At 74.3% G+C, this 26,947-nt stretch carries 23 protein-coding genes and 1 pseudogene; 8 read left to right on the top strand and 16 right to left on the bottom strand.

The window, feature by feature from the left end; all coding sequences use genetic code 11:
* Together QK440_RS08750 and QK440_RS08745 are read right to left on the bottom strand one after the other, a co-directional pair.
* Nucleotides 1-195 (bottom strand): annotated as a pseudogene (locus QK440_RS08750) (TIGR03767 family metallophosphoesterase); the annotation flags it as partial.
* Between the two features lie 335 nt (nt 196-530).
* Nucleotides 531-1,085, bottom strand: coding sequence for a CGNR zinc finger domain-containing protein (locus tag QK440_RS08745; protein WP_282792428.1), 555 nt, complete (start codon nt 1,083-1,085; stop codon nt 531-533).
* A gap of 113 nt (nt 1,086-1,198) precedes the next feature.
* Here QK440_RS08745 and QK440_RS08740 point away from each other — a divergent pair, with 113 nt between their 5' ends.
* The 4 genes from QK440_RS08740 (at nt 1,199) to QK440_RS08725 (ending at nt 6,729) form a co-directional block, all read left to right on the top strand.
* A complete protein-coding gene (locus QK440_RS08740) occupies nt 1,199-1,663 on the top strand; it encodes a VOC family protein (protein WP_282792427.1) in 465 nt (154 codons plus the stop codon).
* 58 nt (nt 1,664-1,721) lie between these two features.
* Nucleotides 1,722-2,609, top strand: a complete 888-nt coding sequence (locus QK440_RS08735) for a pyridoxamine 5'-phosphate oxidase family protein (RefSeq protein WP_282792426.1) — start codon at nt 1,722-1,724, stop codon at nt 2,607-2,609.
* 56 nt (nt 2,610-2,665) lie between these two features.
* Nucleotides 2,666-3,112 carry an NUDIX hydrolase gene (locus tag QK440_RS08730; RefSeq protein WP_282792425.1) on the top strand — a complete coding sequence of 149 codons (447 nt, stop codon included), beginning with the start codon at nt 2,666-2,668 and terminating at the stop codon, nt 3,110-3,112.
* A gap of 299 nt (nt 3,113-3,411) precedes the next feature.
* Nucleotides 3,412-6,729: a S8 family serine peptidase gene (locus QK440_RS08725; RefSeq protein WP_282792424.1), complete on the top strand. Its 3,318-nt coding sequence runs from the start codon at nt 3,412-3,414 to the stop codon at nt 6,727-6,729.
* 157 nt (nt 6,730-6,886) lie between these two features.
* Here the strand turns inward: QK440_RS08725 and QK440_RS08720 are convergent, their stop codons facing one another.
* From QK440_RS08720 to QK440_RS08710, 3 genes are all read right to left on the bottom strand, one after another.
* Nucleotides 6,887-8,386 (bottom strand): M28 family metallopeptidase, encoded by a 1,500-nt coding sequence (locus QK440_RS08720; RefSeq protein WP_282792423.1) that lies wholly within the window; start codon nt 8,384-8,386, stop codon nt 6,887-6,889.
* 308 nt (nt 8,387-8,694) lie between these two features.
* Nucleotides 8,695-9,654: a collagen-like protein gene (locus QK440_RS08715; RefSeq protein ID WP_282792422.1), complete on the bottom strand. Its 960-nt coding sequence runs from the start codon at nt 9,652-9,654 to the stop codon at nt 8,695-8,697.
* Entirely contained in the window at nt 9,651-10,178 is a 528-nt protein-coding gene (locus QK440_RS08710; protein WP_282792421.1) for a sigma-70 family RNA polymerase sigma factor, read from the bottom strand. Before QK440_RS08710 ends, QK440_RS08715 begins: the two co-directional genes overlap by 4 nt.
* A gap of 349 nt (nt 10,179-10,527) precedes the next feature.
* Between QK440_RS08710 and QK440_RS08705 the strand changes: the two genes are divergently transcribed.
* The gene (locus QK440_RS08705; RefSeq protein ID WP_282792420.1) at nt 10,528-11,535 is read left to right on the top strand and encodes an aspartate-semialdehyde dehydrogenase; all 1,008 of its coding nucleotides are present in this window, start codon (nt 10,528-10,530) and stop codon (nt 11,533-11,535) included.
* A gap of 73 nt (nt 11,536-11,608) precedes the next feature.
* Here QK440_RS08705 and QK440_RS08700 read toward each other — a convergent pair whose 3' ends face one another.
* Entirely contained in the window at nt 11,609-11,848 is a 240-nt protein-coding gene (locus QK440_RS08700; protein WP_282792419.1) for a helix-turn-helix transcriptional regulator, read from the bottom strand.
* The gene (locus tag QK440_RS08695) at nt 11,848-12,432 is read right to left on the bottom strand and encodes a DUF2975 domain-containing protein (protein ID WP_282792418.1); all 585 of its coding nucleotides are present in this window, start codon (nt 12,430-12,432) and stop codon (nt 11,848-11,850) included. The genes QK440_RS08700 and QK440_RS08695 overlap by 1 nt, the downstream gene beginning before the upstream one ends.
* A gap of 149 nt (nt 12,433-12,581) precedes the next feature.
* On the opposite strand from QK440_RS08695, the gene QK440_RS08690 reads away from it, so the two are divergent.
* The gene (locus QK440_RS08690; protein WP_282792417.1) at nt 12,582-13,100 is read left to right on the top strand and encodes a DUF1203 domain-containing protein; all 519 of its coding nucleotides are present in this window, start codon (nt 12,582-12,584) and stop codon (nt 13,098-13,100) included.
* Nucleotides 13,101-13,215: 115 nt separating this feature from the next.
* On the opposite strand, the gene QK440_RS08685 is transcribed toward QK440_RS08690, so the two are convergent.
* Nucleotides 13,216-14,103 carry a LysR family transcriptional regulator gene (locus QK440_RS08685; RefSeq protein ID WP_282792416.1) on the bottom strand — a complete coding sequence of 296 codons (888 nt, stop codon included), beginning with the start codon at nt 14,101-14,103 and terminating at the stop codon, nt 13,216-13,218.
* 141 nt (nt 14,104-14,244) lie between these two features.
* Here QK440_RS08685 and QK440_RS08680 point away from each other — a divergent pair, with 141 nt between their 5' ends.
* Nucleotides 14,245-15,423: an MFS transporter gene (locus tag QK440_RS08680; protein ID WP_282792415.1), complete on the top strand. Its 1,179-nt coding sequence runs from the start codon at nt 14,245-14,247 to the stop codon at nt 15,421-15,423.
* A gap of 444 nt (nt 15,424-15,867) precedes the next feature.
* Here the strand turns inward: QK440_RS08680 and QK440_RS08675 are convergent, their stop codons facing one another.
* The 6 genes from QK440_RS08675 to QK440_RS08650 all read right to left on the bottom strand — a co-directional run bounded on the left by QK440_RS08675 (nt 15,868) and on the right by QK440_RS08650 (nt 21,577).
* On the bottom strand, nt 15,868-16,275 hold the full coding sequence (locus tag QK440_RS08675; RefSeq protein ID WP_282792414.1) for a DUF6193 family natural product biosynthesis protein: 408 nt from the start codon (nt 16,273-16,275) through the stop codon (nt 15,868-15,870).
* Between the two features lie 430 nt (nt 16,276-16,705).
* Nucleotides 16,706-17,980, bottom strand: coding sequence for a flavin-dependent oxidoreductase (locus QK440_RS08670; RefSeq protein ID WP_282792413.1), 1,275 nt, complete (start codon nt 17,978-17,980; stop codon nt 16,706-16,708).
* On the bottom strand, nt 17,977-18,765 hold the full coding sequence (locus QK440_RS08665) for an ABC transporter ATP-binding protein (RefSeq protein ID WP_282792412.1): 789 nt from the start codon (nt 18,763-18,765) through the stop codon (nt 17,977-17,979). Before QK440_RS08665 ends, QK440_RS08670 begins: the two co-directional genes overlap by 4 nt.
* Before the next feature lie 149 nt (nt 18,766-18,914).
* Complete coding sequence (locus tag QK440_RS08660; protein ID WP_282792411.1) at nt 18,915-19,676, bottom strand: ABC transporter permease; 762 nt, start codon at nt 19,674-19,676, stop codon at nt 18,915-18,917.
* Nucleotides 19,676-20,545 (bottom strand): ABC transporter permease subunit, encoded by an 870-nt coding sequence (locus QK440_RS08655; RefSeq protein ID WP_282792410.1) that lies wholly within the window; start codon nt 20,543-20,545, stop codon nt 19,676-19,678. Before QK440_RS08655 ends, QK440_RS08660 begins: the two co-directional genes overlap by 1 nt.
* A gap of 24 nt (nt 20,546-20,569) precedes the next feature.
* Nucleotides 20,570-21,577, bottom strand: coding sequence for an ABC transporter substrate-binding protein (locus tag QK440_RS08650; RefSeq protein ID WP_282792409.1), 1,008 nt, complete (start codon nt 21,575-21,577; stop codon nt 20,570-20,572).
* A gap of 190 nt (nt 21,578-21,767) precedes the next feature.
* Between QK440_RS08650 and pepN the strand changes: the two genes are divergently transcribed.
* Nucleotides 21,768-24,335 carry an aminopeptidase N gene (gene pepN / locus QK440_RS08645; RefSeq protein ID WP_282792408.1) on the top strand — a complete coding sequence of 856 codons (2,568 nt, stop codon included), beginning with the start codon at nt 21,768-21,770 and terminating at the stop codon, nt 24,333-24,335.
* Between the two features lie 502 nt (nt 24,336-24,837).
* Here pepN and QK440_RS08640 read toward each other — a convergent pair.
* Together QK440_RS08640 and QK440_RS08635 are read right to left on the bottom strand one after the other, a co-directional pair.
* Nucleotides 24,838-25,737, bottom strand: a complete 900-nt coding sequence (locus QK440_RS08640) for a LysR family transcriptional regulator (protein ID WP_282792407.1) — start codon at nt 25,735-25,737, stop codon at nt 24,838-24,840.
* Nucleotides 25,738-25,785: 48 nt separating this feature from the next.
* Nucleotides 25,786-26,676 carry a DMT family transporter gene (locus tag QK440_RS08635; RefSeq protein ID WP_282792430.1) on the bottom strand — a complete coding sequence of 297 codons (891 nt, stop codon included), beginning with the start codon at nt 26,674-26,676 and terminating at the stop codon, nt 25,786-25,788.
* Nucleotides 26,677-26,947 lie beyond the last annotated feature (271 nt).

The raw sequence follows: 26,947 nt of genomic DNA, 5'->3' as shown, positions 1-26,947 counted from the left end.
CGCGAGGCGCGACCGCGCGACGGGGCCGCGGCCCGGTGCGGCCGCCGCCTCGCCGTGGGCCGCGGGGCCGAGGGCGTAGCCGACGCCCGCGGACAGCGACACGGCGCCCGCCGCGGCGAGCAGCGCGCGGCGGTGGACGGTCGCCGCGGCGACCGCGGACGTGGCGGCGCCGGTGACAGAGCGTATGCGCGACATGGCGCGCCTCCCCGAGTGCGAACGCGTCGGCAGTGGTCGCGGGGAGCCCCGGGCGCCTGCTCCACCGGCGAACTCTCCGCTCGTACTGGATCGTTGGCAGCGGGGGTGGCCTGCGCGTGAACGACGCGGCAACGCGTGGCGCCGATCACCGTAAGTGGATCAGGGGGTACGCGGGGTGTCCACACACCCCTCCCCGGACGGAGCCCCGACGGTCACGCGCTGTTCACGTAAGGGGGTACGCGCACGCAGGGGGACAGCCCGTCCGGCGTTTGAGGACGAGGCGCGAAGCGCCGACAGAGGGGGGAGAGGGGCGCAGCCCCCTGCACGGCCCCCGCTCAGGCACGGGCACGGGCCTGGTGGCGCGAGGCCTTGGCGCGGTTGCCGCAGACGGCCATGGAGCACCAGCGCCGCGTGCCGTTCCGCGAGGTGTCGTAGAAGTGCAGCACGCACGCCTCGTGGGCGCAGCGCCGGACGCGGTCGGGCGCGGCGGTCAGCAGCTCCAGGTAGTCGCGCGCGGCGAGCCAGGCCGGGCCCCAGGCGGGGTCGTCGAATTCCGGTTCCTCGCCGGGCCCTGCGGACGTCAGCCGCACCCGGATCCGCCCGTGTGCGAGCACCGCGTCGAGGCGGGCGGCCGCGGTCGCGTCGTCGGCGGGACCGCCCGGCAGGTCGACGAGCCCGGCCAGGGCGTCGCGGGCGGCCAGCACGTTGCGCAGGGTGGGCGCGTCGGCGGCGAAGCGCGCTTCGAGGCCGTTCGCGGTGAGCCAGACGGCGAGCCCCTCGGGGTCGGTGAGCAGGTCCTGGCGGCGGCCGCCGTCCACCCAGCGGGTGTTGAGCAGGTCGAGGGAGAGCGGTTCGCCGGTGAGCGGGCGGGGGTCGTGGGCGGCGGGCATGGGTCTCCCTTCAGAGCTAACCCCTCAAGAGTACGTGAAGGGTTGACGCTCGCGATCACTAACCTCTAAAGTTGCCTTCAACGGTTAGTCCGTCCGTCTCCAGGGAGAGAACCATGACCGCGATCAGCGCACCGCCCACCGGCCACGTCGGTCTGAACGTCACCGACCTGGACCGTTCGCTCGGCTTCTACCGGGACGTCCTCGGCTTCGAGGTGATCGGCGAGGGCGGCGCGGACGACGCGCCGGACCGCCGCTTCGCCTTCCTCGGCCGCGCGGGCACCCTCACGCTCGCGCTGTGGCAGCAGGCGGGCGCCGCGTACGACTCCGGGCGCGCGGGCCTGCACCACCTGTCGTTCGAGGTGGACTCCCTGGCCGAGGTCCAGGAGTACGAGCGGGAGCTGCGGGCGCACGGCGTGGAGTTCGCGTACGACGGCGTCGTGCCGCACGCCGAGGGCGCGGCGTCCGGCGGCGTCTTCTTCCACGACCCGGACGGCACCCGCCTGGAGATCTACACCCGCACCGGCGCCGGCACCGGGACGGCCCCGTCGGGCCCGGCCCCGACCTGCGGCTTCTTCTAGGCCCCGCGTCCACGCCGCACCCCGCACCCCGCACCCCGCACCCGAGGAGGGCGCCACCGTGACTCCGCACGACCCCTACCACCGAGGCTCGCGCGCCGTGCAGGACCGCGTGGGCGTGCGCGGGCTCGCCGACCACGTCGGCCGGTCCATCGGCCCGGGCATCCGCCCGGTCGCCGCCGCGTTCCTGGAGCTCCAGCCGATGCTGGTCGTCGGCGCGCGCGACCCGGACAGCGGGCGGGTGTGGGCGTCCCCCCTCACCGGGAAACCCGGGTTCGTCCGCGCCACGGGGGCGCACCAGGTGTCCGTGGCGGGCCGGGCCGGGGCGGGCGATCCGCTCGCCGCCGCGCTCGGCCGCGCCGGCACGCCCGTCGGCACGATCGCGCTCGACCCGCGCACCCGGCGCCGCATGCGGCTCAACGGCCGGGCCCGGCCCACCCCGCGCGGCCTCGCGATCGAGGCGGACCAGGTGTTCTCCAACTGCCCCAAGTACCTGCAGAGGCGGCACCTGCTCGGGGCCCGGCCCGGCGGCGGGCCCGCCGGGCCGCCGCGCGTCACCGCCGAACTGACCCCCGCACAGCAGCGGTTCGTCGCCGCCGCCGACACCTTCTTCGTCGCCACCGTGCGCGACGGCGGGGCCGACGCCAGCCACCGGGGCGGCAACCCCGGCTTCCTGCGGGTCCTGTCCCCGTCCGAACTGAGCTGGCCCGACTACCCGGGCAACGCCATGTTCCTCACCCTCGGCAACCTCACCACCGACCCCGGCGCCGGGCTGCTCCTCCTCGACTGGACCACCGGCACCGCGCTCCAGCTCACCGGCACCGCCGCCCTCGCCTACGGGCCCGACGGCACCCGCACCGTCCGCTTCACCCTCACCGAGGCCGTCGAGACCGCCGGGGCCAGCCCGTGGACGTGGTCCGCTCCGGAGTACTCCCCCGCCAACCCGTGACCGGCAGTTGGGCAACGGACCGTGCCTTGCCGGTGTACGGGGTCTAACGTCAGCGGATGCACAAGGAGCTCCGGGTGGCGGCCTACGCCGTATGCGTTCGGGACGGATCGGTGCTGCTGGCCCGGTGGGTCGCGGGGGACGGCAGCAAGCGCTGGACGCTGCCCGGCGGTGGCATGGACCACGGCGAGGACCCGTACGACACGGTGGTGCGGGAGGCCGAGGAGGAGACCGGGTACACCGTCGAGCCGGTCGTCCTGCTCGGCGTCGACTCGCTGCGGCGGCGCTATCCGAGGCGGCTCGGGGCCGTGGCGGACTTCCACGGGCTGCGGATCGTGTACGAGGGGCGCGTGGTCGGCGGGGACTTGCGGCACGAGACGTCGGGGTCGACGGACCTCGCGGCGTGGCACGCGCTGGACTCCGTCCCGGCGTTGGACCGGGTGAGCCTGGTGGATGTGGGGCTCGCGTTGTGGCGGGGGCGGCCCGCGGACGGACACCTGGCCTGACCCCGCGTCCGGGCCCGCCTCCCCGGCGGGGCTTTCCCACCGCCCACCCGTACAGCCCCTGCCGCCCGGTTCGGCCCCGCCCTGGCGGCTCGCCCGCCCGTCGTCCGGTGCGGCCCGGGGCGGGTGGGGCTGGGGACGGTATGGGGCGGGTTGTTCCTGTTGGCGTATGGCGGAAGTACGCCACCGGGCAACCCCGGGGCAGGCAGGCCTCCCCAAGGGGGCGCGGCGTACGTAAAGCTGAGCGGTCATCCGGTCCCGAATTCCGGACCGTTTCGTTCACATCGAGTTCACGTACAGGGATGCTGATGACCCTCGACCCTCAGGACGCGCACGCGTACGCGTCCCCGCGCCGGACCGGCGCGAGACGCACCGCCCGCCTCGCCACCGCGATAGCCGTGGCCGCCGCGCTCACCGCGGCGGCCCCCCTGCCGCTGGCCTTCGCCGGTGACACCCCCGCCCCGGAACCCAAGGCGGCCGCCGCCAAGCTGGGTGCCGCCGACGCCGAGCTGCTCGCGGACGCCGAGGCGGACGGCGACAAGACCGTCACGATGATGGTCGCGACCGCGCCGGGCGCGACCGAGCAGGTCGCCGACCAGCTCGACGCCGTCAAGGGCGGCTCGGTCGGCCGCACGTACGACGACCTCGGCTACGTCCGCGCCACCGTGCCGACGGCCAAGGCGGACGCCGCGATCAAGGCGGCCTCCAAGCTCCCCTCCGTGCACGGCATCGACCTGCGGCACGAGATCGAGCTGGACGACCCGAAGCCGCAGGCGCCCAAGGGCGCGCCGGCGAAGCGGACCGCCGCCGCCTACCCCGCGCCGGGCAAGAACACCCCGGCCGTGAACCCGTACAACCCGTCCTTCGAGACCGGCGCGGTCGACTTCGTGAAGAAGCACCCGAAGGCCGACGGCCGCGGGGTCACGATCGGCATCCTCGACTCGGGCGTCGACCTCGGGCACCCGGCGCTGCAGAAGACCACCACCGGCGAGCGCAAGATCACCGACTGGGTGACGGCGACCGACCCGATCGTCGACGGCGACGGGACCTGGCGGCGGATGACCAACCCCGTCACCGGTCCGACGTTCACCTGGGACGGCGACACCTGGAAGGCGCCCTCCGGGTCCTTCCAGATCAGCCGCTTCCGGGAGGCCGCGACCACCGGCGGCGACGCCAAGGGCGACCTCAACCGCGACGGGGACACCACCGACACCTGGGGCGTCCTGTACGACCGGGCCGCCGGCACGGTCCGCGTCGACCTGAACGACAACAAGGACTTCGGCGACGACAAGCCGATGAAGCCCTACGGCGCCAAGCACCAGGTCGCCTACTTCGGCAAGGACGACCCGGCCACCGAGGTCGCCGAGCGCGTCCCGTTCGTCGTGGAGATCCGCAAGGACGTCCCGACGGACCCCTACGGCGGCGACTGGGTCGGCAAGAAGGCCGACTTCGTGAACATCGGCCTCATCGAGTCCGAGCACGGCACGCACGTCGCGGGCATCACGGCCGCCAACAAGCTGTTCGGCGGCAGGATGAACGGCGCCGCGCCCGGCGCCAAGCTCGTCTCGTCCCGCGCCTGCACCTGGTCCGGCGGGTGCACCAACGTGGCACTCACCGAGGGCATGATCGACCTCGTCACCGAGCGCGGTGTCGACATCGTCAACATGTCCATCGGCGGCCTGCCCGCGCTCAACGACGGCAACAACGCCCGCGCCGAGCTGTACAAGCGCCTCATCGACACCACCGGCGTGCAGCTCGTCATCTCGGCGGGCAACGAGGGCCCCGGCGCCAACACCATCGGCGACCCGGGCCTGGCCGACCACGTCATCTCCGTGGGCGCCGCCATCTCCAAGGAGACCTGGGCCGCCAACTACGGCTCCGAGGTGGCCAAGAAGTACGCCATGTTCAACTTCTCCTCGCGCGGTCCGCGCGAGGACGGCGGCTTCCAGCCGCTGATCACCGCGCCGGGCTCGGCCATCAACACCACCCAGACCTGGCTGCCGGGCTCGCCGGTCGCCGAGGCGGGCTACAAGCTCCCGGCCGGCTACTCGATGCTGAACGGCACCTCCATGTCGTCGCCGCAGGCCGCCGGCGCGTCGGCGCTGCTGCTCAGCGCCGCCAAGCAGCAGCGCGTGAAGCTCACCCCGGCCACGCTGCGCACCGCTCTCACCTCGACCGCCGACCGCATCCCCGGCGTCCAGGCGTACGAGCAGGGCACCGGTCGGATCGACGTCGTGGGGGCCTGGGACGCCATCAAGGGCGGCGCCAAGGCCCACGAGTACACCGTGAAGGCGCCCGTCGACACGGCGCTCGACCAGGAGCTGAAGAAGCCCGGCACCGGTCTGTACGACCGTGAGGGCGGCCTCAAGGCGGGCGAGAAGAAGACGTACAAGCTCACCCTGACCCGGACCACCGGGCCGCGCGGGCCGGTGCGCCACGAGCTGAAGTTCGCGAACAACCACGAGGGTACGTTCCGGATCGTCGGCCGCGACTCGGTCCTGCTGACCCGCGACAAGCCGGTCACCGTCAAGGTGCAGGCCAAGCCTGAGTCGGCGGGCGTGTCCAGCGCCCGGCTCACCGTGAACGACAAGCGGACCCGCGGCATCGACCACCAGATCATGACGACGGTCGTCGTCTCCAAGAAGCTGGCCAAGCCGTCGTTCACCTACAAGGCGTCCGGCACGGTGCAGCGCAACAGCTCGAAGTCGTACTTCGTCACCGTCCCCCAGGGCACCAAGGCCCTGGAGGTCGCGCTCGGCGGGCTCGCGGACAAGAGCCAGACGCGCTTCATCTCGGTGCACCCGTACGGCCTGCCGTCCGAGGACACCTCGTCGCTCGCCTGCTACCCGAACTTCCCGAACCCAACCAACACCTGCCGCCCCGACCTGCGGTCGTACACCGACCCGACGCCGGGTGTCTGGGAGATCGAGGTCGAGTCGCGCCGTACGTCGCCGCTGCTCGACAACCCGTTCACGCTGAACGTCGCCGCGCTCGGCGTGTCCTTCGCGCCCGCGCCGCAGAAGGTGGCGGAGGCCAAGGTCGGCGTCGCCACGCCGGTCACCTGGAAGGCCACGAACGGCTACGCGGCCGTCGACGGCAAGCTGAAGGGCGGCTCGCTCGGCTCGGCCGTCACCGAGCGGCCCACCGTCAAGCAGGGCGAGACCCGCACCACCACGGTCGTCGTGCCCGAGGGCGCCGAGCGCCTGGACGCCGCGATCGGCGCCACCGCGGACGCCCGCGCCGACCTCGACCTGACGGTCCTCAAGGACGGCCAGGTCGTCGGCCAGTCGGCGGACGGCGACTCCGACGAGTCGGTCAGCATCACCAAGCCCGCCGCGGGCACGTACACGATCCAGGTCGCGGGCTACTCCATCCCGTCCGGCCAGACCGCGTACGACTACCGCGACGTGTTCTTCTCCACCTCGCTCGGCCAGGTCAAGGTCGACGAGACCAAGCCGGTGAAGCTCGCCACCGGCGAGAGCGCCGACGTCACCGCCGAGGTCGTCGCGGGCGCGCCCGCCGCCTCCGGCCGGTCGCTGTTCGGCGAGGTCAGCCTGCTGAACGCGCGCGGCACGGTCGCGGGCACCGGCACGGTGACGGTGGAGAAGGTCACCGAGTGACCTGCGCGACTGAGCAGCGCGACTGAGCGTCGCGTCTGAGCAACGCGACTGAGCAGTCGGACAACCGAGCAGTCGTGCAGCCGCTCAACACGACGGGGGCGGGCACCTGGTGCCCGCCCCCGTCCGGCTGTTCAGGGCGCCGTCCCCCTGGTCCGGGTCAGCGCTTGAGAGAGCCGAGGTCCTGCGCGTAGACGCCCACCGCGTGCGCGATGACGTCGACGTTCACGTCGAAGATCTTGCGGTCGACGTTCTTCAGGGTGTCACCCTCGCCGTGGTAGTTCGGGTCGTACGGCTGACCGGCCTTGCCGCCCGCCTTCGCCGCCTGCTCCTCCGTCTTGAGGCCCTCCGCGCCGGTGAAGGTGCCGCCCGCGGGGATGCCCTGCGCGATGAACGGGCCGTAGTCGGAGCGGCCGTCGAAGTCGGTGCCCCAGTGCGGGACCTTCTTCTTGTCGAGGAAGCCGTTGATCAGCTTCTCGATCTGCGCCGAGCCCTTCGGGCCCGGGCCCTCGCCGGCCTTGTCGGAGTCGTCGCCGTCGTAGACCAGTTCGGCCCCGTTCGGCGACGCGATCATGTCGAAGTTCAGGTACAGCTTGATGTTCTTCTTCTGCTGCGGCGTCAGCGTCTTCACGTAGTGGTCGGAGCCGAGCAGGCCGAGCTCCTCGGCGGACCACCAGGCGAACCGCACCTTGTGGGCGAGCTTCTTGCCGCCCTTGGTCGCCTTGGCGAGCTGCTCGGCGACCTCGATCAGACCGGCCGAGCCGGAGCCGTTGTCGTTGATGCCGGGGCCCTCGGCCACCGAGTCGAGGTGGGCGCCGAGCGCGACGACGCGGTCCGCGCGGCCGCCGCGGGTCTCCGCGAGGACGTTGCGGGTCTTGTGCGGGACGGCCTGGGTGGCGACGTCCAGAGAGACCTTGACCTCGCCCTTGGCGACCTGCTCGGCCAGCTTCTGGCCCTCGGCCAGGGTGATGCCCGCGGCCGGGATGTGCGCGTTCTCCGGCACCTCGAGGTTGCCGTGGACGGGCTGGTCGCCGGAGTGGTTGTAGAGCAGCAGGCCGACGGCGCCCGCCTTGGCCGCGGCGGCCTCCTTCTCCGCGAAGGTGCAGGAGCCGCGCTTGACCAGCGCGATCTTGCCGGTGAAGGTGTCCGACGCGTAGTCGTCGGCCTCGCAGCCCGGCGTGTCGTCGACCCGGGCGGCGGCGAGCGGCGCCTGGAGGCCGCCCTCGGGCGTGGACTTGCTGAAGTCGAACGCCACGGCGTTGAGCTTGCGCGCCTCGGGCGAGAGCACGGCCGCGCCCTCCCGCAGGGTCTTGGACGTGTGGAACGTGAAGTCCTGGTACGAGACCTTGTACCCGGCCTTCTTCAGGCGCTCGTACACGTACGTCGTGGACGCCTTGTGGCCCTTGGTGCCCGCGGCGCGGTTGCCGCCGTTGGCGTCGGCTATCTCCTGGAACTTCCTCAGGTGGCGGTAGGCGCTCTTGCCCGAGGACTTCTCGACGAGCTTCTTGGCGAGCTTCCTCGCCTGCTGCGCCTGGTCCGTGGAGTGCGGCTTGTGGTGTCCGGCCTGCGCGCCCGCCTGGGGTGCGGCGGCGAACAGGACGGGGACGGCGACGGCCGCGGAGACGAGGGCGGCCGTCGCCCGGGTGCGGGGTGCGCGCACGGAGTTCCTTCCCTGGGGGGTGAAGTGATCACCGGTGACCGGGAGCGGTCACTCATGATCACCACTGGTCGCGGTGGAAGGAAGTTAGCCCGGAGAATCCGCAGTTCAAAGGGTTTATCGGCGGGCGCAACAGCGCCTTCACCCAACTGTCACCGGAACTCAGCACTCCAGTACGCCGGTCCAGGGGTTCCGGTACGGGAATCCAGGGGCGTCCCCGCGGGGGCGGAGGTTCCGGTACGGGAATCCAGGGGCGTCCCCGCGGGGGCGGAGGTTCCGGTACGCGGGTGCTTCCGCCCGGAGGCGCGTGCTCAGCACGTGCGGTCACGGGCCTTGGGCAGGGCCTTGAGGATCCACGCGCGGTCCTCGGCGATGTCCGCGCCCGTGGTCCAGAGGTCCGGCGACGCCTCCCCCTTCGGGACGCCGATCAGCGCGCGGTCCCCCGCCCGCAGCGGCGGGTCCGCGGTCACGTCGAGCACGAACGTGACCTCGTCCGGCGCCTCGGCGGGCTTGTAGGAGCGGGAGACGTCGAGCGTGATCCGGTCCTGGAGGCCGCCCGGCAGGGTCTCCACGCTCTCCACCGTGCCCTCGACGATGAGCCGGGCGCAGGCCACGTACCCCTCGGGGGACAGCTTCCCCGCGTCGTCGTGCTGCTCGCCCTCCCCGCCGCCGGAGGGCGCCCCGGCCCCGGCGTCCGAGGACTGCCCGTCGCCCTTGGCCGCGCCCGCGCCCGCGTCGTTCCCGGCACCGGGGCCGCCGCTCGCACCGAGCCACACCAGCCCGCCGAGGAGTCCCGCCGCGAGCGTCGCGGCCAGGGCCAGCAGGGCGCGGCGCCGGACGCCCGCGCCGCGTACCGGCCGGGGGCGGGGCGGCGGGGCGGCGTCGCCGGGGCCGCGCGCCAGCGCCTCGCCCACGGTGCGCAGGTGGTCCCGCAGCGCCGCCACGTCGGCGACGGCCGCCGCGTGCTCGGCCAGGAACCGCTCGTCGCCGCGCGCGGAGGGGGGCACGGGGGCGCCGGTGAGCGCCAGCATCAGCGCGTCGTCGGCGGCGTCGCCGTCGCCGTCGGCGCCGTGCCGGTCGGCGGGGTGGCCGGGGCCGCCGGGGTCATGGGGTACGCCGGGGCCACCTGGGTCACTGGGTACGCCGGATGCGCCCGGTGCGCCGGGTGCGCCGGGCCGGTCGTGGGGGCCGTGGGGGCCGGGCCGGTCGTGGGGGCCGTGCCGGTCGTGCGGGTCATGCGGGTCGTGCCGGTCGTCGTGCGCCACGGTCACACCACCTCTCCCTCGTGCAGCCGCGTGCGCAGCATCCGTACGGCCGTGTGGAGTCGGCTCTTGACCGTGCCTTCCGGGATGCCGAGTTCGGCGGCGATGTCCCGTACCGGCAGGTCGGCGTAGAAGCGCAGGACCACGACCTGCCGCTGGCTGTCCGGCAGTTCGTCCAGGCCCTGCGCCACGGCCAGCGACAGGACGCGGGACTCGGCGCCGTCCTCCTCCGGCCGCTCGGGGCGCAGCGCGGCGAGCCGCTCGCCGAGGCGCTCCTGGCGGCGGCGGGCCCGGTGCCAGTCCATGGCCCAGTTCGAGGCGACGACCGCCGCCCAGGCCGCCACGTCGCGCGGCGCCCCCTCCCCCTTCGCCGCGCGCTCCAGAAGCCGCAGCCTGACCTGCTGGACGCCGTCCTGGAGGTCGCCGTACGGTACGCCGCCGAGCGACAGGACAGCCCGCACCCGGTCCTCCTGGGCCGGGTCCAGCGGGTCGGCCGCGTCGCGCGCCCCCGAGCGCGGTCTTCTGCGCAGCAAGGCCCCTCCCCTCCTGTCCTGCCTGCGTTTCCCCTACGACGCGGGCGCGGGCCGAAACGTTCGCCGGGGCGGGCCCGGACCCGATTCCGTGAAGAAGAGGCGTACGTCACACCGGTGCCGAAACCGAGACGATGCTCACGCGCCGTGGCCGCGCGGACGGCCGAAATCCGCCGTAGGCCGGGGAGATTCGGGAAGAAGGCCCGTCCGGGGCCGCGCCCGGCGTCTCATCTGCTGGTCACGGGCGTTCTCCGGGCCTGGTCGGGCGCGTAACGAATTGGACAGGCGCCCCCGGGTCCCACGCATCATGGGGAGGCTGAAAGCCAGCCGTGGACGGACACAGGGAGTCGCCGTGAAGGTCGGAATCGTCGGAGCCACCGGTCAGGTCGGCACGGTCATGCGCAGGATCCTGGTCGAGCGGGACTTCCCGGTCGACGAGCTGCGCCTGTTCGCCTCGGCCCGCTCGGCCGGGACGGTGATCGACGGCGTGACCGTCGAGGACGCCTCGGCGGCCGACTACACGGGCCTGGACATCGTGCTGTTCTCGGCGGGCGGCTCCACCTCCAAGGCCCTGGCCGAGAAGGTCGCCTCCCAGGGCGCCGTGGTGATCGACAACTCCTCGGCCTGGCGCCGCCACCCCGAGGTGCCGCTCGTCGTCTCCGAGGTGAACCCGCACGCGGTGGCCGACCGCCCCAAGGGCATCATCGCCAACCCGAACTGCACGACCATGGCCGCGATGCCCGTCCTGAAGCCGCTGCACGCCGAGGCCGGGCTGACCTCCCTGGTCGTCGCCACGTACCAGGCGGTGTCCGGTTCGGGTCTCGCCGGGGTCGAGGAGCTGTTCGGGCAGATCGAGAAGGTCGGCGCGGACGCCCCGAAGCTGACCCACGACGGCTCGGCCGTGGAGTTCCCCGCGCCGGACAAGTACGTCGCGCCCATCGCGTACAACGTGCTGCCGATGGCGGGGTCCGTCGTCGACGACGGCCTCAACGAGACCGACGAGGAGCAGAAGCTCCGGCACGAGTCCCGCAAGATCCTGGAGATCCCCGGCCTGAAGGTCGCCGGCACCTGTGTGCGCGTGCCCGTCTTCACCGGGCACTCCCTCCAGATCAACGCCCGCTTCGAGCGGCCGATCAGCCCGGAGCGAGCCCTGGAGCTCCTCTCCGCCGCGCCGGGCGTCGTCGTCACGGACGTGCCGACGCCGCTGGTGGCCGCCGGGCGCGACGAGTCCTTCGTCGGGCGCGTCCGCCGCGACGAGACCGTCGAGAACGGGCTCTCCCTCTTCGTCTCGGGGGACAACCTGCGCAAGGGCGCCGCGCTGAACGCGGTGCAGATCGCCGAGCTCGTCGCCCGGGCCTAGGCCTCGGCCGGTCCCGCGCGCCCTTCCCGGGCGGGGGCTCGGCCCCCGCCCGCCTGCCCGCCCCGTCGCCGTGTCAGTCGCGGTCCGGGGCGGCGGGGTCGTGGGTGATCAGGTCGCCCGGCTGGCAGCGCAGGACCTCGCAGATGCGGGACAGGGTCGAGAAGCGGATGGCCTTGGCGCGGCCGTTCTTGAGGATGGACAGGTTGACGACGGTGATGCCCACCTGGGCGGACAGTTCGGTCAGCGTCATGCCGCGCTCGGCGAGGAGCCGGTCGAGGTGGACACGGATCCCGTGGACTTCCTCTTCGGGCATCAGATGGTCCCTTCGAGGTCCTCCCGCATGCGCACGCCCTCACGCATGATCTTCCCCATCACCACCGCGGCGAGGCCGGCGATGACGGGCATCATCGACCCGTCGACCGTCGGCCCGGAGCCCACGATCGGCGCCATGCTCCCGACGAGCCAGGAGTGCGACCACCCGGCGACGAGGCCGGTGAGGACCGTGCCCGCCGCGACGAACCAGCCGAGGACGGTCAGCCGCCGCGCCACGGCTTCGGTGAACGGCCCCCGCCGCACCACCGCCTCCAGCAGCCGGGAGAAGAGCAGCAGGGCCAGGGAGCCGAACAGCAGCCACGGCAGTTCGCCCCCGAGGTCGGCGGCGCGCTGACCCACCGAGGGGCTGTCCTGGCAGAGGCGCGCGGCGCTGCTGGCCGCCTCGACGCCCTTCCCGACCGGCAGGCCGCCCTCCAGCGCGGCGTTGGCCCAGAAGCCGGTCTCCACGCAGACGGCGCCGTCGTCGGCCATGTGCGTGATCCCCGTGCCGACGAAGGCCAGCCCGAGAAGCACCGCCAGCATCAGGGTCACCGAGGCCAGGGCCCTCGTGAGTCGCGTGTTCATCGTCTACGTCCTATCGATTTTCGATATGCATGGAGTGCGGGAAGCATATCGTTATTCGATAGGCCCGTGGCAACGGGGGGCCGGGGCGAGGTGAGTTCGACGTCGGGAAACCGCCAGCCCCGGGGTGAGTCGGTCACGAAGGTGGAGACATGACCACCACCACCTACCACCCCCGGCCCATCCACCCCACCGCCCTCAAGGAACTCCGCGACACGGACGACGCGGGCCGCGCCTGCGAGCCCTTCGTGGACGAGGAGGGCGGCGACCCGCTCCGCTGCTGCCTCCGCCCGGTCCGCCCGGGCGAACGCGTCGCCCTGGTCTCGTACGCGCCCCTGCGCCGCTGGGCGGCCGCGACCGGGGCGCGCCCGGGCGCGTACGACGAGCAGGGCCCGGTCTTCATCCACGCGGACCCGTGCGACGGCCCCGCCGAGGCGGCCGGCGACACGTACCCCTTCGCCCGCCCTGGGGCCCTGCGCACCCTGCGCCGCTACGACGCCCGGGGCCGCATCGTCGGCGGCCGGCTCCTTGAGCTTGCCGAGGACACCACGGCGGGCTTCGACGCGGCCCTCGCGGAGGCGTTCGCCGACCCCGAGGTCGGCCAGGTGCACGTCCGCGCCGTGGAGTACGGCTGCTTCCACTTCGTGGTGTACCGCCCCGAGGGCGCGTGACGGACGGGGGACGATGGCGGGGACGGGGGACGGGGCCGGGGGGAGGACGACGGCGAGGACGGGGACGACGGCGAGGACGGGGGACGGGGACGGGAACGGGGGCGGGGGCGGGCCGTCAGGCCGCCGCGTCCGCCACGGAGGTGGCGTCCGCCACCGCCCGCGCGAAGGCCCGTACCCGCTCCGTCTCCCCGTCCCGGTGCCAGACCACCCCGAGGACCGAGTCCGGCAGGCCGTGCACCGGTACGAAGACGACGTCCTCGCGGCCGTGGTACGAGGCCGTCGGCCGGCACAGCAGCATCGCGCCCCGGTCGGCGGCCACCAGCGTGAGGCCCTCCTGGAGGGTGCGCACGGCCGGGGCGGGCACGGGCGAGGGGGCGTGCGCCTCGCGCCAGTAGGCGGGGGCGGGCGCCGCCGCCGTGACCAGCGGCACCTCCCGCAGCTCGGCCGCGCCGACCGCCGCGCGCGCAGCGAAGGGATGGCGTACCGACACGGCGACCGTCTGCGGCTCCCGGGAGAACAGCGGGCCGAGGACGAGGTCCGGCTCGGCCACCGGGAGCAGCACGATCGCCGCGTCCACGTCGCCCGCGCGCACCGCCCCGAAGGGGTCGGCGAAGGGCACCTCCGCGATCTCCGTGACGCACGCCGGGTGCCGCTTCTGGAACGTCGTGATGGCCTCCATGAGCCGCGCGTCCGCCGTCCCCTGGAACCCGATGCGCAGCCGCCCCTCCACCCCGCGCGCCGCGCCCTTCGCGCGGTCCACGACGGCGGCCAGCTCCTCGTACGCCGGACGTAGTTCGGCACGGAAACGCTCCCCGAGGGGGGTCAGCCGGACCCGGCGGCTAGTACGCTCCACGAGCCGAGCGCCGATCCGCTGTTCCAGCGCGGCGAGCAGCTGGCTCACCCGGCTCTGGGAGACGTACAGCCGCTCGCCGGCCCGCCCGAAGTGCAGCTCCTCGGCCAGCGCGAGAAAGCACTCCAGCTCCCGTATCTCCACCCCGCCCATGTTCCCGCCGCTCCCGCCCTCGACTGTCCACGCCGCGGGGCTCTCCGCCCCGGATCGATGAGCCCCGCTCATTCAAGGATGAGATCTTCGGCGTTGTTCCCGGCCGGGGAGCGGGCGTTCGCTTGTGCCATGGAAACGCCCATGGAAACCCTGTCCCCTCCCCACCCGGACGTGCGGCAGCGGTCGTTGCCACTGTCCGTCGTCGCCCTTGCCGCCGCCACCTTCTCCGTCGTCACCACGGAGATGCTGCCCGTCGGCCTGCTCACCTCGCTCGCCTCGGGGCTCGGCGTCTCCGCCGGGACCGCGGGGCTCACCGTCACCCTGCCGGGCGTGGTCGCGGCGCTCGCCGCGCTGCTGCTGCCCGTGGCAGTGCGCGGGGCGGACCGCCGGACCGTCCTGTGCGGGCTGATGCTGCTGCTCGGCGCCGCGAACCTGCTCTCCGCGCTCGCGCCGTCCTTCACGGTGCTGCTGGCCGCGCGGCTCGTCGTCGGCCTGTGCATCGGCGGCGTCTGGGCCGTGGCGGCCTCGCTGGCGGTGCGCCTGGTGCGGGCCGAGGCCGTCGGCCGGGCCACCGCCGTGGTCTTCAGCGGCATAGCCGTGGCGTCCGTGCTCGGCGTGCCCGCGGGCACGTTCCTCGGCGAACTCGCGGGCTGGCGGTGGGCGTTCGGCGCGGTGGCCGCGCTCGGCCTCGCCGTCGCCGGGCTGCTCGCCGCCGTGCTGCCGGCACTGCCGCCGAGCGAGCCGGTGCGCCTCGGGACCTTCCCCGGTCTCCTCCGGCTGCCCCGGCTGCGTACCGGCCTGATCGCCGTGGCCCTGCTCGTCGTCGGCCACTTCGCCGCCTACACCTACGTCCGCCCGGTCCTGGAGCGGGTGCCGGACGTCGGCGCGGGCCTGATCAGCACCCTCCTGCTGTGCTACGGCGTGGCGGGCGTCGCGGGCAACTTCCTGAGCGGCACCGCCGCCGCCCGCGACCCGCGCCGCGCGCTGCTGCTCATCTCCGCGGCCCTGGCCGCCGTCGTCCTGCTCCTGGTCCCCGCGGGCGCCTCGCTCCCGGTCTCGGTGGCCCTGCTCGTGGCCTGGGGTCTCGCGTACGGCGGCGTCTCCGTCTCCTCCCAGAACTGGGTGATGGCCGCCGCGCCCGAGGCCCGCGAGGCCGCGTCCGCGCTCTTCGCCGGGATCTTCAACCTGGCGATCGCCCTCGGCGCCCTGGCCGGCGGCCGCGTCGCCGACACCTACGGCACCACGTACGCCCTCTGGCTGGGCGGGGGCCTCGCCGCACTGGCCCTGACGGTGGTCGCGACGGCCCGACCCACCCGCTAGGTGGCGTCGCCCCCACACCCCACGACGCGCCCCGGCCGCCCTCCGGGCCGAGGGGGCCGGGCGCGGCAGGGACACGGGCGGGGCCGGATCGGCGCCCCGGGCCCCGGGGCACCGATCCGACACGCCACCTCCCACCGGCCGAGGCCGCGCACCCCAAGGATCACGCGGACGCCTGGCGCCACACTCCCCCTCCCCTCCCAGGGCTCGCGCCCGGAGAGGGGGTGAGGTTGGCTGCCGTCTACAGCCGTTCACTCAACTCGACCAAATTCCAACAGGGTTGGGGGTTGGGGTCCTGACCGACAGAGGCGAAGGCACAAATCGCGCCGGAACTGCCGTCGGACGACGGCACCTCCACCACGGCGCCCACCGCGGCGCCCACCGCGGCGCCCGCCGAACCGCTGCGGCGTTCGCGCGGCCGCTCTCCCCTGGCAGATGTGCACGTTCTCAGCTTGTCGTCCAACCGTTGAGACGGCCGTGGGCTGCTTCCTCGTGGGCAGCGAGTTCATCCGGTGTGCCGACGAAGGCGGGCCCGCACCCGCTCGGCAGGCGCTCCACCACCATGGCGACGGCTTCCGCAGCCGTCGCCGCGGGCCCCACGGTCTGCGAACGCAGAGGTCCCGAGACCCAGTAACCACCGTCGGCCACAGGCTGGACATAGGGAATGTCCCACGTCCACCGTTGTTCCGTACACCGGCTGAAGTGCAACTCGCCCATGCCTGTCCAGGGGAACAGCTGCCGCAGTCTCGGCTCGGCGTAGGCGAGGTCCAGCAGCTCCGGTCGTAGGCGCCCGTCAGCGCGAACCACCCGCCAGCCCTCTTCGACCCTGTCCATGTTCGATGGATTCGTTGTCATCGCGCCCATCATGCACGCCGCGCCCTCGGAGTCACGAGATGGGAGCCGCGCCTGCTCGTCGGGGCTTGGCGCCCTTCTGGTGATGGGCGGGTCGGGCGTATGCCTCGCCGGTGGCTCGACGGACATGAGCGGGGCGGGGACGGCGACCGCCGCGTCAGGCCGGAGCGCAGCAGTCGGGGGCGGGTGGGTGGGAGTGGGGCTGCGGGGTGCGCCGCGCGCCGTAGCGGGCGGGCGGGGGCGGGCCCGGGGGTGGCGTCCCGCCCTGGAGTGGGGGCGGGTGGGTGGGAGCAGGCCCGCAGGGTGGATGGGGTCGAAGGCAGGGCCGCGGGGTGGCCGGGGTCGAGGGCAGGCCCGCGGGGTGGCCAGGGTCGGGGGCAGGGGCGCGTGGGGTGCCGTGCCGGAGGTGGGGTGGGTGGGGAAGGGGCGGGGGTCAGGGGACGCTCCAGGTGGGTCTGGTGTTGAGCTCGGTGACGTCCGTGCCGGTGGTCCACCGGTACGCGTTCCGCAACTCCCCCAGCTCCTCCGCCGTCAGCACGTCCTCCACCCGCGCGAACCCGTCCGGCGCCCGCTCGGCGACGGCGGCCAGGTAGCGGTCGGCGGGCATGCGCCGGTTGGCCAGGACCAGGGCCGTGGTGGCCTCGCGGCGGGCCTCCTCGTAGGCGCGCAGGCCCGCGACCCGGTCGGGGTCGGTCAGGGCCAGGCAGCGGGCCAGGACGCGGGCGTCCAGGATCGCCTGGGAGGCGCCGTTGGACCCCACGGGGTACATGGGGTGCGCGGCGTCCCCGAGGAGGGTGACCGGGCCCTTACCCCACCACGGCAGCGGCTCGCGGTCGACCATGGGGTACTCCAGGATGCGGCGGGTCGCCGCGAAGAGCGCGGGCACGTCCAGGTCGCCGATGCGCCAGCCCGCGTAGTGGGGCAGGACGTCGGAGAGGCGCCCGCTCCGGTTCCAGTCGGCGGAGCCGGGGCCGCTGCCGGGCTCCGGCGGGAACCGCACCTCGGCCACCCAGTTGAGCAGGGCGCGCCCCCGCAGCTCGGCCTCCCGGGAGATCGGGTAGACGACGAGCTTGGCCTGCGCGTTGCTGCCCGCCACGGCGACCGTGCGGCCACCGAGGACCGGGTGCCACTCCGTCACCCCGCGCCACATGCGGATGCCGTTCCACAGCGGCGGCCCCTCGCCGGGGTGGAGGCGGGCGCGGACGCTCGAGTAGAGGCCGTCCGCGCCGACGAGCGCCCGCACCCGCACGGCGTGCTCGCGGCCCCGCGCCATGTCCCGCAGCACCACCCGCAGTGCCTTGCCGTCCTCCAGGAAGCGGACGAACGCCGTGCCGGTGACCACGGCCCGCTCCCCGAGCCGCCGCCGCACCGCGTCGAGCAGCAGCACCTGCAGCTCGCCCCGGTGGAGGGAGTACTGCGGCCAGTGGTAGCCGAGCGCGCGGCCGCGCGGCTCGCCCCAGATGCGGTTGCCGTGCCGGTCGTAGTGGACCATCTCAGCGGTCTGTACGCCGGTCGCGGCGAGCGCGTCGCCGAGGCCCAGCTCGGTCAGCTCCCGCACGGCGTGCGGCAATAGGTTGATGCCGACGCCGACGGGCCGCAGCGCGTCGGCGGAGTCGACGACGCGGACCCCGATGCCCGCCGCGTGCAGGCTCAGCGCGGCGGTGAGGCCGCCGATGCCCGCGCCCGCGACCAGTACGTCCACGGTCATGGCCGCCGCACCGCCCGCCCGACCTCGGCCCGCAGCCGTACGAACTCCGGCAGCCCCCGGGTGGCGACCCGGTCGCGCGGCGCGGGCAGGTCCACCCGCAGGTCGCTGTGGACGCGGCCGGGGGCGCCGGTGAGGACGACGACGCGGTCCCCGACGTACACGCTCTCGTCGATGTCGTGGGTGACGAGGAGGATGGTCATGCCCCCGGGGGGCCGTTTCGCGCTCCCGTCCGCCCCCGCCGGGCCGCCCCGCACGGCCAGGAGCAGGTCCTCCAGGTCCTCCCGGGTCTGCGCGTCCACCGACCCGAACGGCTCGTCCATCAGCAGCAGCGCGGGCCGGTACGCCAGCGCGCGGGCCAGGGCGACCCGCTGCTGCATGCCGCCGGAGAGCTGCCACGGGTAGCGGCCTGCCTGGCCGTCGAGGCCGACCTGTGCGAGGGCCTCGGCCGCGCGGGCGCGCCGCTCGGCGCGGCCGAGGCCGTGGCGGCGCAGCGGCAGCGCGACGTTGTCGCGGACGGTCAGCCAGGGGAAGAGCGAGCGGGTGTAGTCCTGGAAGACGACGGCCAGGCCGTCGGGCACCGCTCCCTCCACGGCCCGGCCGTCGACCGTGATCCGGCCCGCGCTGGGCCGCTGCAGGCCCGCCACGCACCGCAGCAGCGTGGACTTGCCGCAGCCGGACGGGCCGACGATGCTGACCAACTCGCCGTGCGTGGCACTGAGTTCGATGTCGTCGACGGCCTGGTGTCCGTCGTCGTAGCGGTGACTGAGCCCCGTGATGTGCAACATGCCCTGTGTCCCCCTGTGCCCTCGGCACCGGCGGCCCGCCGGTACCAACTACCGCGTGGTCTTTGTGCTTTGAGTGCTCCCGTGCTCCAGGCGTTCCCGCCGCCCCGGGTGAACCGGTGGTGCGGGGGAACGGCGGGCGCCCCCGCGCCCTAGGTCCGTGTGCGCCGGGCGCCCCGGTGCCAGGCGAGTACCGTCCGCTCCACGAGCAGGAAGAGTCCGTTGAGTACGCAGCCGACGGCGCCGAGCAGCAGGATGCCCGCCCACAGCCGGTCGGGGCGGAACTCGCGCTCGGCCGCGTTGAGCCGGGCGCCGATGCCGTCGCCCGACCCCATCAGCTCGGCGATGACCATGAGGATCAGCGCGAAGCCGAGCGCCACGCGCAGCCCCGCGAAGATCTTCGGCGCTGCGGCGGGCAGCACGACGTACCGCAGCCGGGCCGCCCCGCCGATGCCGAAGACGCGGGCCGTGTCGAGCTGCACCGGCTCCACGGACCGGACGCCGTCGGCGGTGTTGAGCAGCACGGGCCAGACGACGCCGAAGACGATGGTCGCCAGCTGCATCGACGTGCCGAGCCCGAAGACGACCATGAACAGCGGGATCAGCGTGGGCGGCGGCACCGCGCGCCCGAACTGGAGCACCGGGTCGAGGACGTGGTACGCCACCCGCGACAGGCCGATCCCCACGCCGGCGGCGATGCCCACGGCGCCCGCGAGGGCCCAACCGAGGAACACGTGGCCGAGGCTGGGCGCGAGGGCGTCGAGCGCGGGGTCGTCGGCCAGGGCGCGGGCGACGCGGCTGGGCGGCGGGAAGTAGAGGTCCCCGGCCCGCCGCGCGGCCACCTCCCACGCGGCGACGAGCACGGCGAGCAGCCAGCCCCGCTGCAGCAGGAACCGCAGGGCGCGGGCGGCCATCACCCGGCCCGTCCCGCGGCCGCGCGGGCGCTGTGCGGGAAGGCGAGGCGCCCGGCCCCCACGAGCACCGCGTTCGCCGCCATGCCCAGGGCCCCGGCCCAGACCGCGCCCGCCACCATCAGGTCCGGCCGGCCGCCCCCGGACTGCGTCTGGAGCAGGTACACGCCGAGCCCGGAGTCGCCCCCGGCCCGCAGCTCCGCGCTGACGGCCACGATCAGCCCCACGGACGCGGCGATCCGCACCCCGGTGAGCACGAAGGGACCCGCGCTCGGCAGCGACACCCGGCCGAGCACGGCCAGCGGCCCGAAGCCGAAGGCGCGCAGGGTCTCCTTGGCGACGGGGTCGACGTCGCGCAGCCCGTACAGCGTGTTGAGGAGGATGGGCCACAGCGCGGCGTAGCAGACCAGGGACCGCTCGACACGGACCGGTTCGGCGAACACGAGGATCGCCAGCGGGATCAGCGCCACGGACGGCACGGGCCGGGCCAGTTCGACGACGGCGAGGGCCGCCCGGTCCAGCCACGGCAGCGAGCCGAGCAGCAGCCCGGCCGGCACGGCGAGGGCGACGGCGAGCGCGAGCCCGCCGAGCCAGGCGGAGACGGTGGTGCCGAGATGGCCGAGGAAGCCGTCGTCGGCGGCCATCCCGGCGGCGCGGGCCAGCACGGAGGTGGCGGGCGGCAGGGCGTCGTCGTCGACGGCTCCGCCGCGGGCGAGGAGTTCGAGGACGAGCACCGCCCCGCCCGCGCCGAGCGCACCGAGCAGGGCGCGCCCCCAGCGGCGGGAGACCAGCGCGCCGGGGCGCAGGGGGGCGCGCGCGGGTGCCCGGGGCTCCGGCCCCGGGCCCGCCCCGGCGCGCGCCGGCCCCGTCACCGCACCGCCCACACACCCCCACGCTCACCGGCCCGTCCGCACAAGGAGCGGCTCCACGTCGACGTTCCGTTGCAGGTAGCCGAACTCCCGCATGAGCTGCACCACGCGGCGCAGCCGGGCCGGGTCCAGGGCGACCGGGTAGCCGCCGAGGCTGAGCCGGTCCGCCTGCTCGGGGGTGATGCGGGTGTAGTCGGGGAGGGTGTCGACGACCGTCGCGCGGCGGGCGGCCTGCTTCTGGGCGCGGGCCATGGCCCGCTGGAAGGCCGCCACGGTCCGCGGGTGCTCCTTCGCGAACGACGCGGTGGTCGCGTACCCGGCGATCGGGAAGCCCGCGGTCGGCGGCCTGCCGAGGTCGGCGACGACGCGGCCGGCGCCGGACTCCTCGATCGCGCTGACGAACGGCTCGACGGCCTGCACGGCGTCGACGCCGCCCGACGTCAGGGCGGTCGCCATGGCCGGCATGTCGATCTCGGCGAAGTCGTCGTCGTCGAACGTGACGCCCTCGGCCTTGCCCGCCTTCTGCACGAGCAGGGCGCTGATGTTCCGCTTCGTGTTGACGCCGATCTTCTTGCCGTCCAGGTCCTTCAGCGTCCGCGCCGGTGAGTCCTTGGGGACGAGGACCGCGTGGGTGCGGGGCGCGGAGGCGAAGGCGTCGGAGACGAACCGCACGTCCACCGCCTTGTTGGCGTGCGCGAGGAAGTAGGAGACGTAGTTGCCGAAGGAGATGTCGAGGGCGCCCGCGCGCAGCCGGTTCACCGACTCGGCGCCGCCGCTGAGCGTGGTCGTGCGGACCGTGAGCCCCTCGGCCCTGAAGAAGCCCTTGCTCATCGCGAGCTGGAGCGGCGCGGTGTCGGCGACGGGCATGGTGCCGACGGTGATCCGCGTCTTCTCCGGGCCCCGGCCGTCCGCGCCGCCGCCGGCGCCGTCGCCGGAGCCGCCGCAGCCGGTCGTGGTGGCGGCCAGCAGGGCCAGGACGGGCAGCACCGTCCGCGGGGGCGACCCCCGTAACCGGCCCCGTGCTCCCCGTGCCATATACACCCGCTCCCGCCCGTCCCCGCCACCGCCCGGGCCGCCCGTACGGCGCCCCGGACCTGAGCCGACGCGCGGATGCTAGCCGCAGGGCGGGCCGGGGACAATGGGCCCCGGGCACGCCGTGGCCCCGCATGGAAGGATGGCGGGACACATCACGGAAACGTCGCAAGTCGCACCGAGGAGATGACGCGTGCCCGGCACCAACCTGACCCGCGAAGAGGCACAGCAGCGGGCGAAGCTGCTCACCGTTGACTCGTACGAGATCGATCTCGACCTCTCCGGAGCGCAGGAGGGCGGCACGTTCCGGTCGGTGACCACCGTGCGCTTCGACAGCGCCGAGGCGAACGCCGAGACGTTCGTCGACCTGGTCGCCCCCGCCGTCCACGAGGTGGTCCTCAACGGCCACGCGCTGGAGGTCGCCGCCGTCTTCCGCGACTCGCGCATCGCCCTGCGGCACCTGCGCGAGGGGCGCAACGAGCTGCGGGTCGTCGCCGACTGCGAGTACACCAACAGCGGCGAGGGCCTGCACCGCTTCGTCGACCCGGTGGACCAGCAGGCGTACCTGTACACGCAGTTCGAGGTGCCGGACGCGCGCCGCGTCTTCGCCTCGTTCGAGCAGCCGGACCTGAAGGCGACGTTCCAGTTCACCGTGAAGGCGCCGAGCGGCTGGACGGTGATCTCCAACTCGCCCACGCCGGAGCCCACCGACGACACCTGGGTCTTCGCGCCGACGCCCCGGATCTCCACGTACGTCACCGCCCTGATCGTCGGCCCGTACCACGCGGTGCACTCCTCGTACGAGAAGGACGGGCAGAGCGTGCCGCTCGGCATCTACTGCCGTCCCTCGCTCGCCGAGTACCTGGACGCCGACGCGATCTTCGAGGTGACGCGGCAGGGCTTCGACTGGTTCCAGGAGAAGTTCGACTACGCGTACCCCTTCGAGAAGTACGACCAGCTCTTCGTGCCGGAGTTCAACGCGGGCGCGATGGAGAACGCGGGCGCGGTGACCATCCGCGACCAGTACGTCTTCCGGTCGAAGGTGACGGACGCGGCGTACGAGATGCGCGCCGAGACCATCCTGCACGAGCTGGCCCACATGTGGTTCGGCGACCTGGTGACGATGGAGTGGTGGAACGACCTGTGGCTGAACGAGTCGTTCGCCACCTACACCTCCATCGCCTGCCAGGCGTACGCGCCCGGCTCGCGCTGGCCGCACTCCTGGACGACGTTCGCCAACTCCATGAAGACCTGGGCGTACCGGCAGGACCAGCTCCCGTCCACGCACCCGATCATGGCGGACATCCGCGACCTGGACGACGTGCTCGTCAACTTCGACGGCATCACCTACGCCAAGGGCGCGAGCGTGCTCAAGCAGCTCGTGGCGTACGTCGGCATGGACGCCTTCTTCAGCGGGGTGCAGGCCTACTTCAAGCGGCACGCCTTCGGCAACACGCGCCTGAGCGACCTGCTCGGCGCGCTGGAGGAGACCAGCGGCCGCGACCTGGGCACCTGGGCGGAGAAGTGGCTGCGGACCGCGGGCATCAACGTGCTGCGCCCGGTGGTGGACGTCGACGCGGCCGGCGTCATCACGTCCTTCGCCGTGAAGCAGGAGGCCCCCGCGCTGCCCGCCGGCGCCACGGGTGAGCCGACGCTGCGGCCGCACCGCATCGCGATCGGCCTGTACGACCTCGACGCCGCCACCGGCAGGCTGGTGCGCACCGACCGGGTCGAGCTGGACGTCGACGGCGAACTCACGGCCGTCGAGGCGCTGGTGGGCCGGGCCCGGCCCGCGGTGATCCTGCTCAACGACGACGACCTGTCGTACGCGAAGGTCCGCCTGGACGCCGAGTCCCTGGCCTTCGTCACCGCGCACCTGGGCGACTTCGAGGCGTCGCTGCCGCGGGCGCTGTGCTGGGCGTCGGCGTGGGACATGACCCGCGACGCGGAGCTGCCGACGCGGGAGTACCTGTCGCTCGTGCTGTCCGGCATCGCCAAGGAGTCCGACATCGGCGTCGTGCAGTCCCTGCACCGCCAGGTGAAGCTCGCCCTCGACCTGTACGCCGACCCGGCCCGCCGGGACGCGCTCCTGGCGCAGTGGTCCGAGGCCACGCTGGCCCACCTGCGCACGGCCGAGCCGGGCAGCGACCACCAGCTCGCCTGGGCGCGGGCGTTCGCGGCGGCGGCCCGCACGCCGGAGCAGCTCGACCTCCTGGAGGCCCTGCTGGAGGGCACCCGGACCATCGAGGGCCTGGCCGTCGACACGGAGCTGCGCTGGGCGCTCGTCGGGCGCCTCGCGGCGGTCGGCCGCTACGACGAGGCGGAGATCGCCGCCGAGTACGAGCGCGACCGGACGGCGGCGGGCGAGCGGCACGCGGCCGCCGCGCGGGCCGCGCGGCCGACCCCCGAGGCCAAGGCCGAGGCGTGGGCGTCGGTCGTGGAGTCCGACAAGCTGCCCAACGCCGTGCAGGAGGCGGTCATCTCGGGCTTCGTCCAGACCGAGCAGCGGGAGCTGCTCGCGCCCTACACCGAGAAGTACTTCGCCGCGGTGAAGGACGTGTGGGAGTCGCGGTCGCACGAGATGGCGCAGCAGGTGGCGGTGGGGCTGTACCCGGCGGTGCAGGTGTCCGCGGAGACGCTGGAGGCCACCGACGCGTGGCTCGCGTCGGCTGCGCCGACGCCGGCTCTTCGGCGGCTGATCACCGAGGCCCGTGCCGGGGTCGAACGCGCCCTGCGGGCGCAGGCGGCCGACCGGGGCTGACCGTCTCGTCGCCACCCTGCGGGTGGGTGGGCCGTTCCGCCGCTGCCGCGGCGGGGTTTCCCACCCACCCGCCCATGACCAGCCGGCTTCGCCAGCCTGACCTTTTCGCTGGCCGCTGTCCGCTGTCCGGGCCTGCGGGTGGGTGGGAAACCCCGCCCATGACCAGCCAGCTTCGCCCGCCCGGCCCGTCCGCTGTCCGCTGTCCGGGCCCGCGGGTGGGTGGGAAACCCCGCCCATGACCAGCCAGCTTCACCCGCCCGGCCCGTCCGCTGTCCGCTGTCCGGGCCCGCGGGTGGGTGGGAAACCCCGCCCATGACCAGCCAGCTTCGCCCGCCCGGCCCGTCCGCTGTCCGCTGTCCGGGCCCGCGGGTGGGTGGGAAACCCCGCCCATGACCAGCCAGCTTCACCCGCCCGGCCCGTCCGCTGTCCGCTGTCCGGGCCCGCGGGTGGGTGGGAAACCCCGCCCATGACCACCCGGCTTTGCCGGCCCGGCCTTCTGCCGTCACGGGTGGGGCGTCGCCGCGCCGCGCAGGGCCGTGAGGACGTGGGTCACCGCGGGGCCCGTGCCGCGGCGGGTCGCGGCGACCACGTGGCGGTGGGGGCGGTCCGCGTCCAGGCCGCGCGTCACCACCCCGCCCCGCCCCCCGCCGGAGGCCATCCGCGGCACCAGCGCCACCCCCATCCCCGCCTCCACCATCGCCAGGATCGCCGTCCACCCGGCGGCACTGTGCGCCCGCTCGGGCACGAACCCCGCCGCCTCGCACGCGGCCAGCGTGATGTCCGACCAGGGCCCCGACCCCCCGAAGATCCACGGCTCGTCGGCGAGGTCGGCCAGGCGCAGCCCCCGCTCCCGGGCCAGCGGATGCCCCTGGGGCAGGGCGACGTCCAGCGGGTCCGCGAGCAGCGTGACCCGGGTGAAACGAGGGTCGCCCCCGGCCGGGGCCCGCGCCGCCAGCGACAGCGCCAGGTCCACCTCGCCCGCGGCCAGCAGCTCGTACGCCTGCGCGGCCTCCGCCTCCCGCACCCGCACGAACACCCCCGGGTGCGTCTCCCGCAGGGCCCGCACCGCGGGCACCACGAGCGCGGGCACCGCCGTGGAGAAGGCCCCGACCCGCACCTCCCCCGCCTCCCCCTGCGCGTACGCCGCCAACTCCGCGTCGGCGCGCTCCAGTTGCGCGAACACCGCCTCCGCGTGCCGCAGCACGAGGTGCGCCGCGCCGGTCAGCCGCACCCGCCGCCCGTGCGCCTCGAGCAGTTCCACGCCGAGCTGCCGGGCGAGGTTGGACAGCTGCTGGGACACCGCCGACGGCGTCATGTTCAGCGATCCCGCCGCCGCGGTCACCGTGCCGAGGTCCCGCAACGCCCGCAGGATCCGCAGCTTCTTGATGTCCCACTCGCTCATGGCGCCAACGTACCCGGGGGCCCGCCCCACCCCTGGCGGCGCGGGCGCCTACCGCCGTCCGGCCGCCGAGCCGAGGACCACACCCCCGAGGATGAGGCCCATGCAGGCCGCCTGGAGCCACCCCATTCCCTCACCGAGCAGGGCGAAGGACAGCAGGGCCACGCACACCGGCTGGAGGTGGTAGACGGCTCCGGCGCGGGCCGCGCCGATCAGGGCGATCGCCTTGTTCCAGGCGAAGAAGGCCACCGCCGAGGAGACCACCCCCACGTAGAGGAGCGGCGCCACCGTGCCGGGCGTGGGGCTGAACCCGCCCTGGAGCGCGAGGCTGGCGGCGTACGCGGGCAGCAGCATCAGCGCGCCGAGCACGAACGTCGCGAAGAGGAAGGGCAGGCCGCCGATCTCCGGGGGCCTGCGCCGCAGCAGCGCGCTGTACGAGCCGAAGGCGACCGCACCGCCGATGATCCACAGGTCGCCCGCCGCGAAGTCGAGCGCGAACGAGCCCTCGCCGACCAGGAGCAGCACCCCGGCAACGGCGACCGCCATGCCCGTGGCGCGGCGCGCGCCGAGCCGGGTCCCGCCGAGGCGTTCGTACACCGCCATCAGCACCGGTGACGCGGCCATGATCATGCCCATGTTGCCCGCGGTGGTGGTCACGCCCGCCTGGTTCACGAGGGTGTTGTAGACGGTGACGCCGAGCAGGGAGGCGCCCAGGAGGTAGGGCAGGTGGCGGCGCAGCAGCGCCCGCCGGCGCCAGGTCTCGCGCGCCGCGAAGGGCGCGACCGCCGCGATGGCGATGATCCAGCGCCAGAACGCGTGCTGCACGGGCGGCACGCTGTCGGCGAGGGCCCGGGACGTGACGAAGCTGCCCGACCAGACGACGGTCGCGAGCAGCGCGAGCCCGAGCCCGGCGCCGAGACCGGCCGCGGGACCGCTGCCGATTCCGGTGCCGGTGCCGGTCCCGGTGCCGGCCCTGGAGGCGATTCCGGTGCCGGTCCTGGGGGCGATTCCGCTACCGGTTCCGGGGCCGCGTCCGCGCCGGGCGGGGCCGCCCCGGGCGCGGTCCGGGCCTCCGGTGGTCGTCTCGGTGGTCCGGTCCAGGGCGGTCGCCACGGGTGTCCCCTGCCTCTCTGCCCGCCGACGGGCGGTGGGTGCGCCGTTCGCCGGACCACCGTCGCACCGGCCCACCGCTCAGGTCCATCGAATCTTTTCG

The sequence above is a fragment of the Streptomyces sp. CC224B genome (assembly GCF_030010595.1).
Taxonomy (GTDB): domain Bacteria; phylum Actinomycetota; class Actinomycetes; order Streptomycetales; family Streptomycetaceae; genus Streptomyces; species Streptomyces longispororuber.
This window is presented reverse-complemented; position numbering and strand designations above follow the sequence as displayed.

Coding starts and splice junctions, on each gene's coding strand:
- QK440_RS08690 (WP_282792417.1), top strand. CDS start 12,582: ATGACCACCACCACCTACCACCCCCGGCCCATCCACCCCACCGCCCTC.
- QK440_RS08640 (WP_282792407.1), bottom strand. CDS start 25,737: ATGAGCGAGTGGGACATCAAGAAGCTGCGGATCCTGCGGGCGTTGCGG.
- QK440_RS08725 (WP_282792424.1), top strand. CDS start 3,412: ATGCTGATGACCCTCGACCCTCAGGACGCGCACGCGTACGCGTCCCCG.
- QK440_RS08650 (WP_282792409.1), bottom strand. CDS start 21,577: ATGGCACGGGGAGCACGGGGCCGGTTACGGGGGTCGCCCCCGCGGACG.
- QK440_RS08730 (WP_282792425.1), top strand. CDS start 2,666: ATGCACAAGGAGCTCCGGGTGGCGGCCTACGCCGTATGCGTTCGGGAC.
- QK440_RS08685 (WP_282792416.1), bottom strand. CDS start 14,103: ATGGGCGGGGTGGAGATACGGGAGCTGGAGTGCTTTCTCGCGCTGGCC.
- QK440_RS08695 (WP_282792418.1), bottom strand. CDS start 12,432: ATGAACACGCGACTCACGAGGGCCCTGGCCTCGGTGACCCTGATGCTG.
- QK440_RS08740 (WP_282792427.1), top strand. CDS start 1,199: ATGACCGCGATCAGCGCACCGCCCACCGGCCACGTCGGTCTGAACGTC.
- QK440_RS08680 (WP_282792415.1), top strand. CDS start 14,245: ATGGAAACCCTGTCCCCTCCCCACCCGGACGTGCGGCAGCGGTCGTTG.
- QK440_RS08660 (WP_282792411.1), bottom strand. CDS start 19,676: ATGGCCGCCCGCGCCCTGCGGTTCCTGCTGCAGCGGGGCTGGCTGCTC.
- QK440_RS08670 (WP_282792413.1), bottom strand. CDS start 17,980: ATGACCGTGGACGTACTGGTCGCGGGCGCGGGCATCGGCGGCCTCACC.
- QK440_RS08700 (WP_282792419.1), bottom strand. CDS start 11,848: ATGCCCGAAGAGGAAGTCCACGGGATCCGTGTCCACCTCGACCGGCTC.
- QK440_RS08675 (WP_282792414.1), bottom strand. CDS start 16,275: ATGACAACGAATCCATCGAACATGGACAGGGTCGAAGAGGGCTGGCGG.
- QK440_RS08745 (WP_282792428.1), bottom strand. CDS start 1,085: ATGCCCGCCGCCCACGACCCCCGCCCGCTCACCGGCGAACCGCTCTCC.
- QK440_RS08665 (WP_282792412.1), bottom strand. CDS start 18,765: ATGTTGCACATCACGGGGCTCAGTCACCGCTACGACGACGGACACCAG.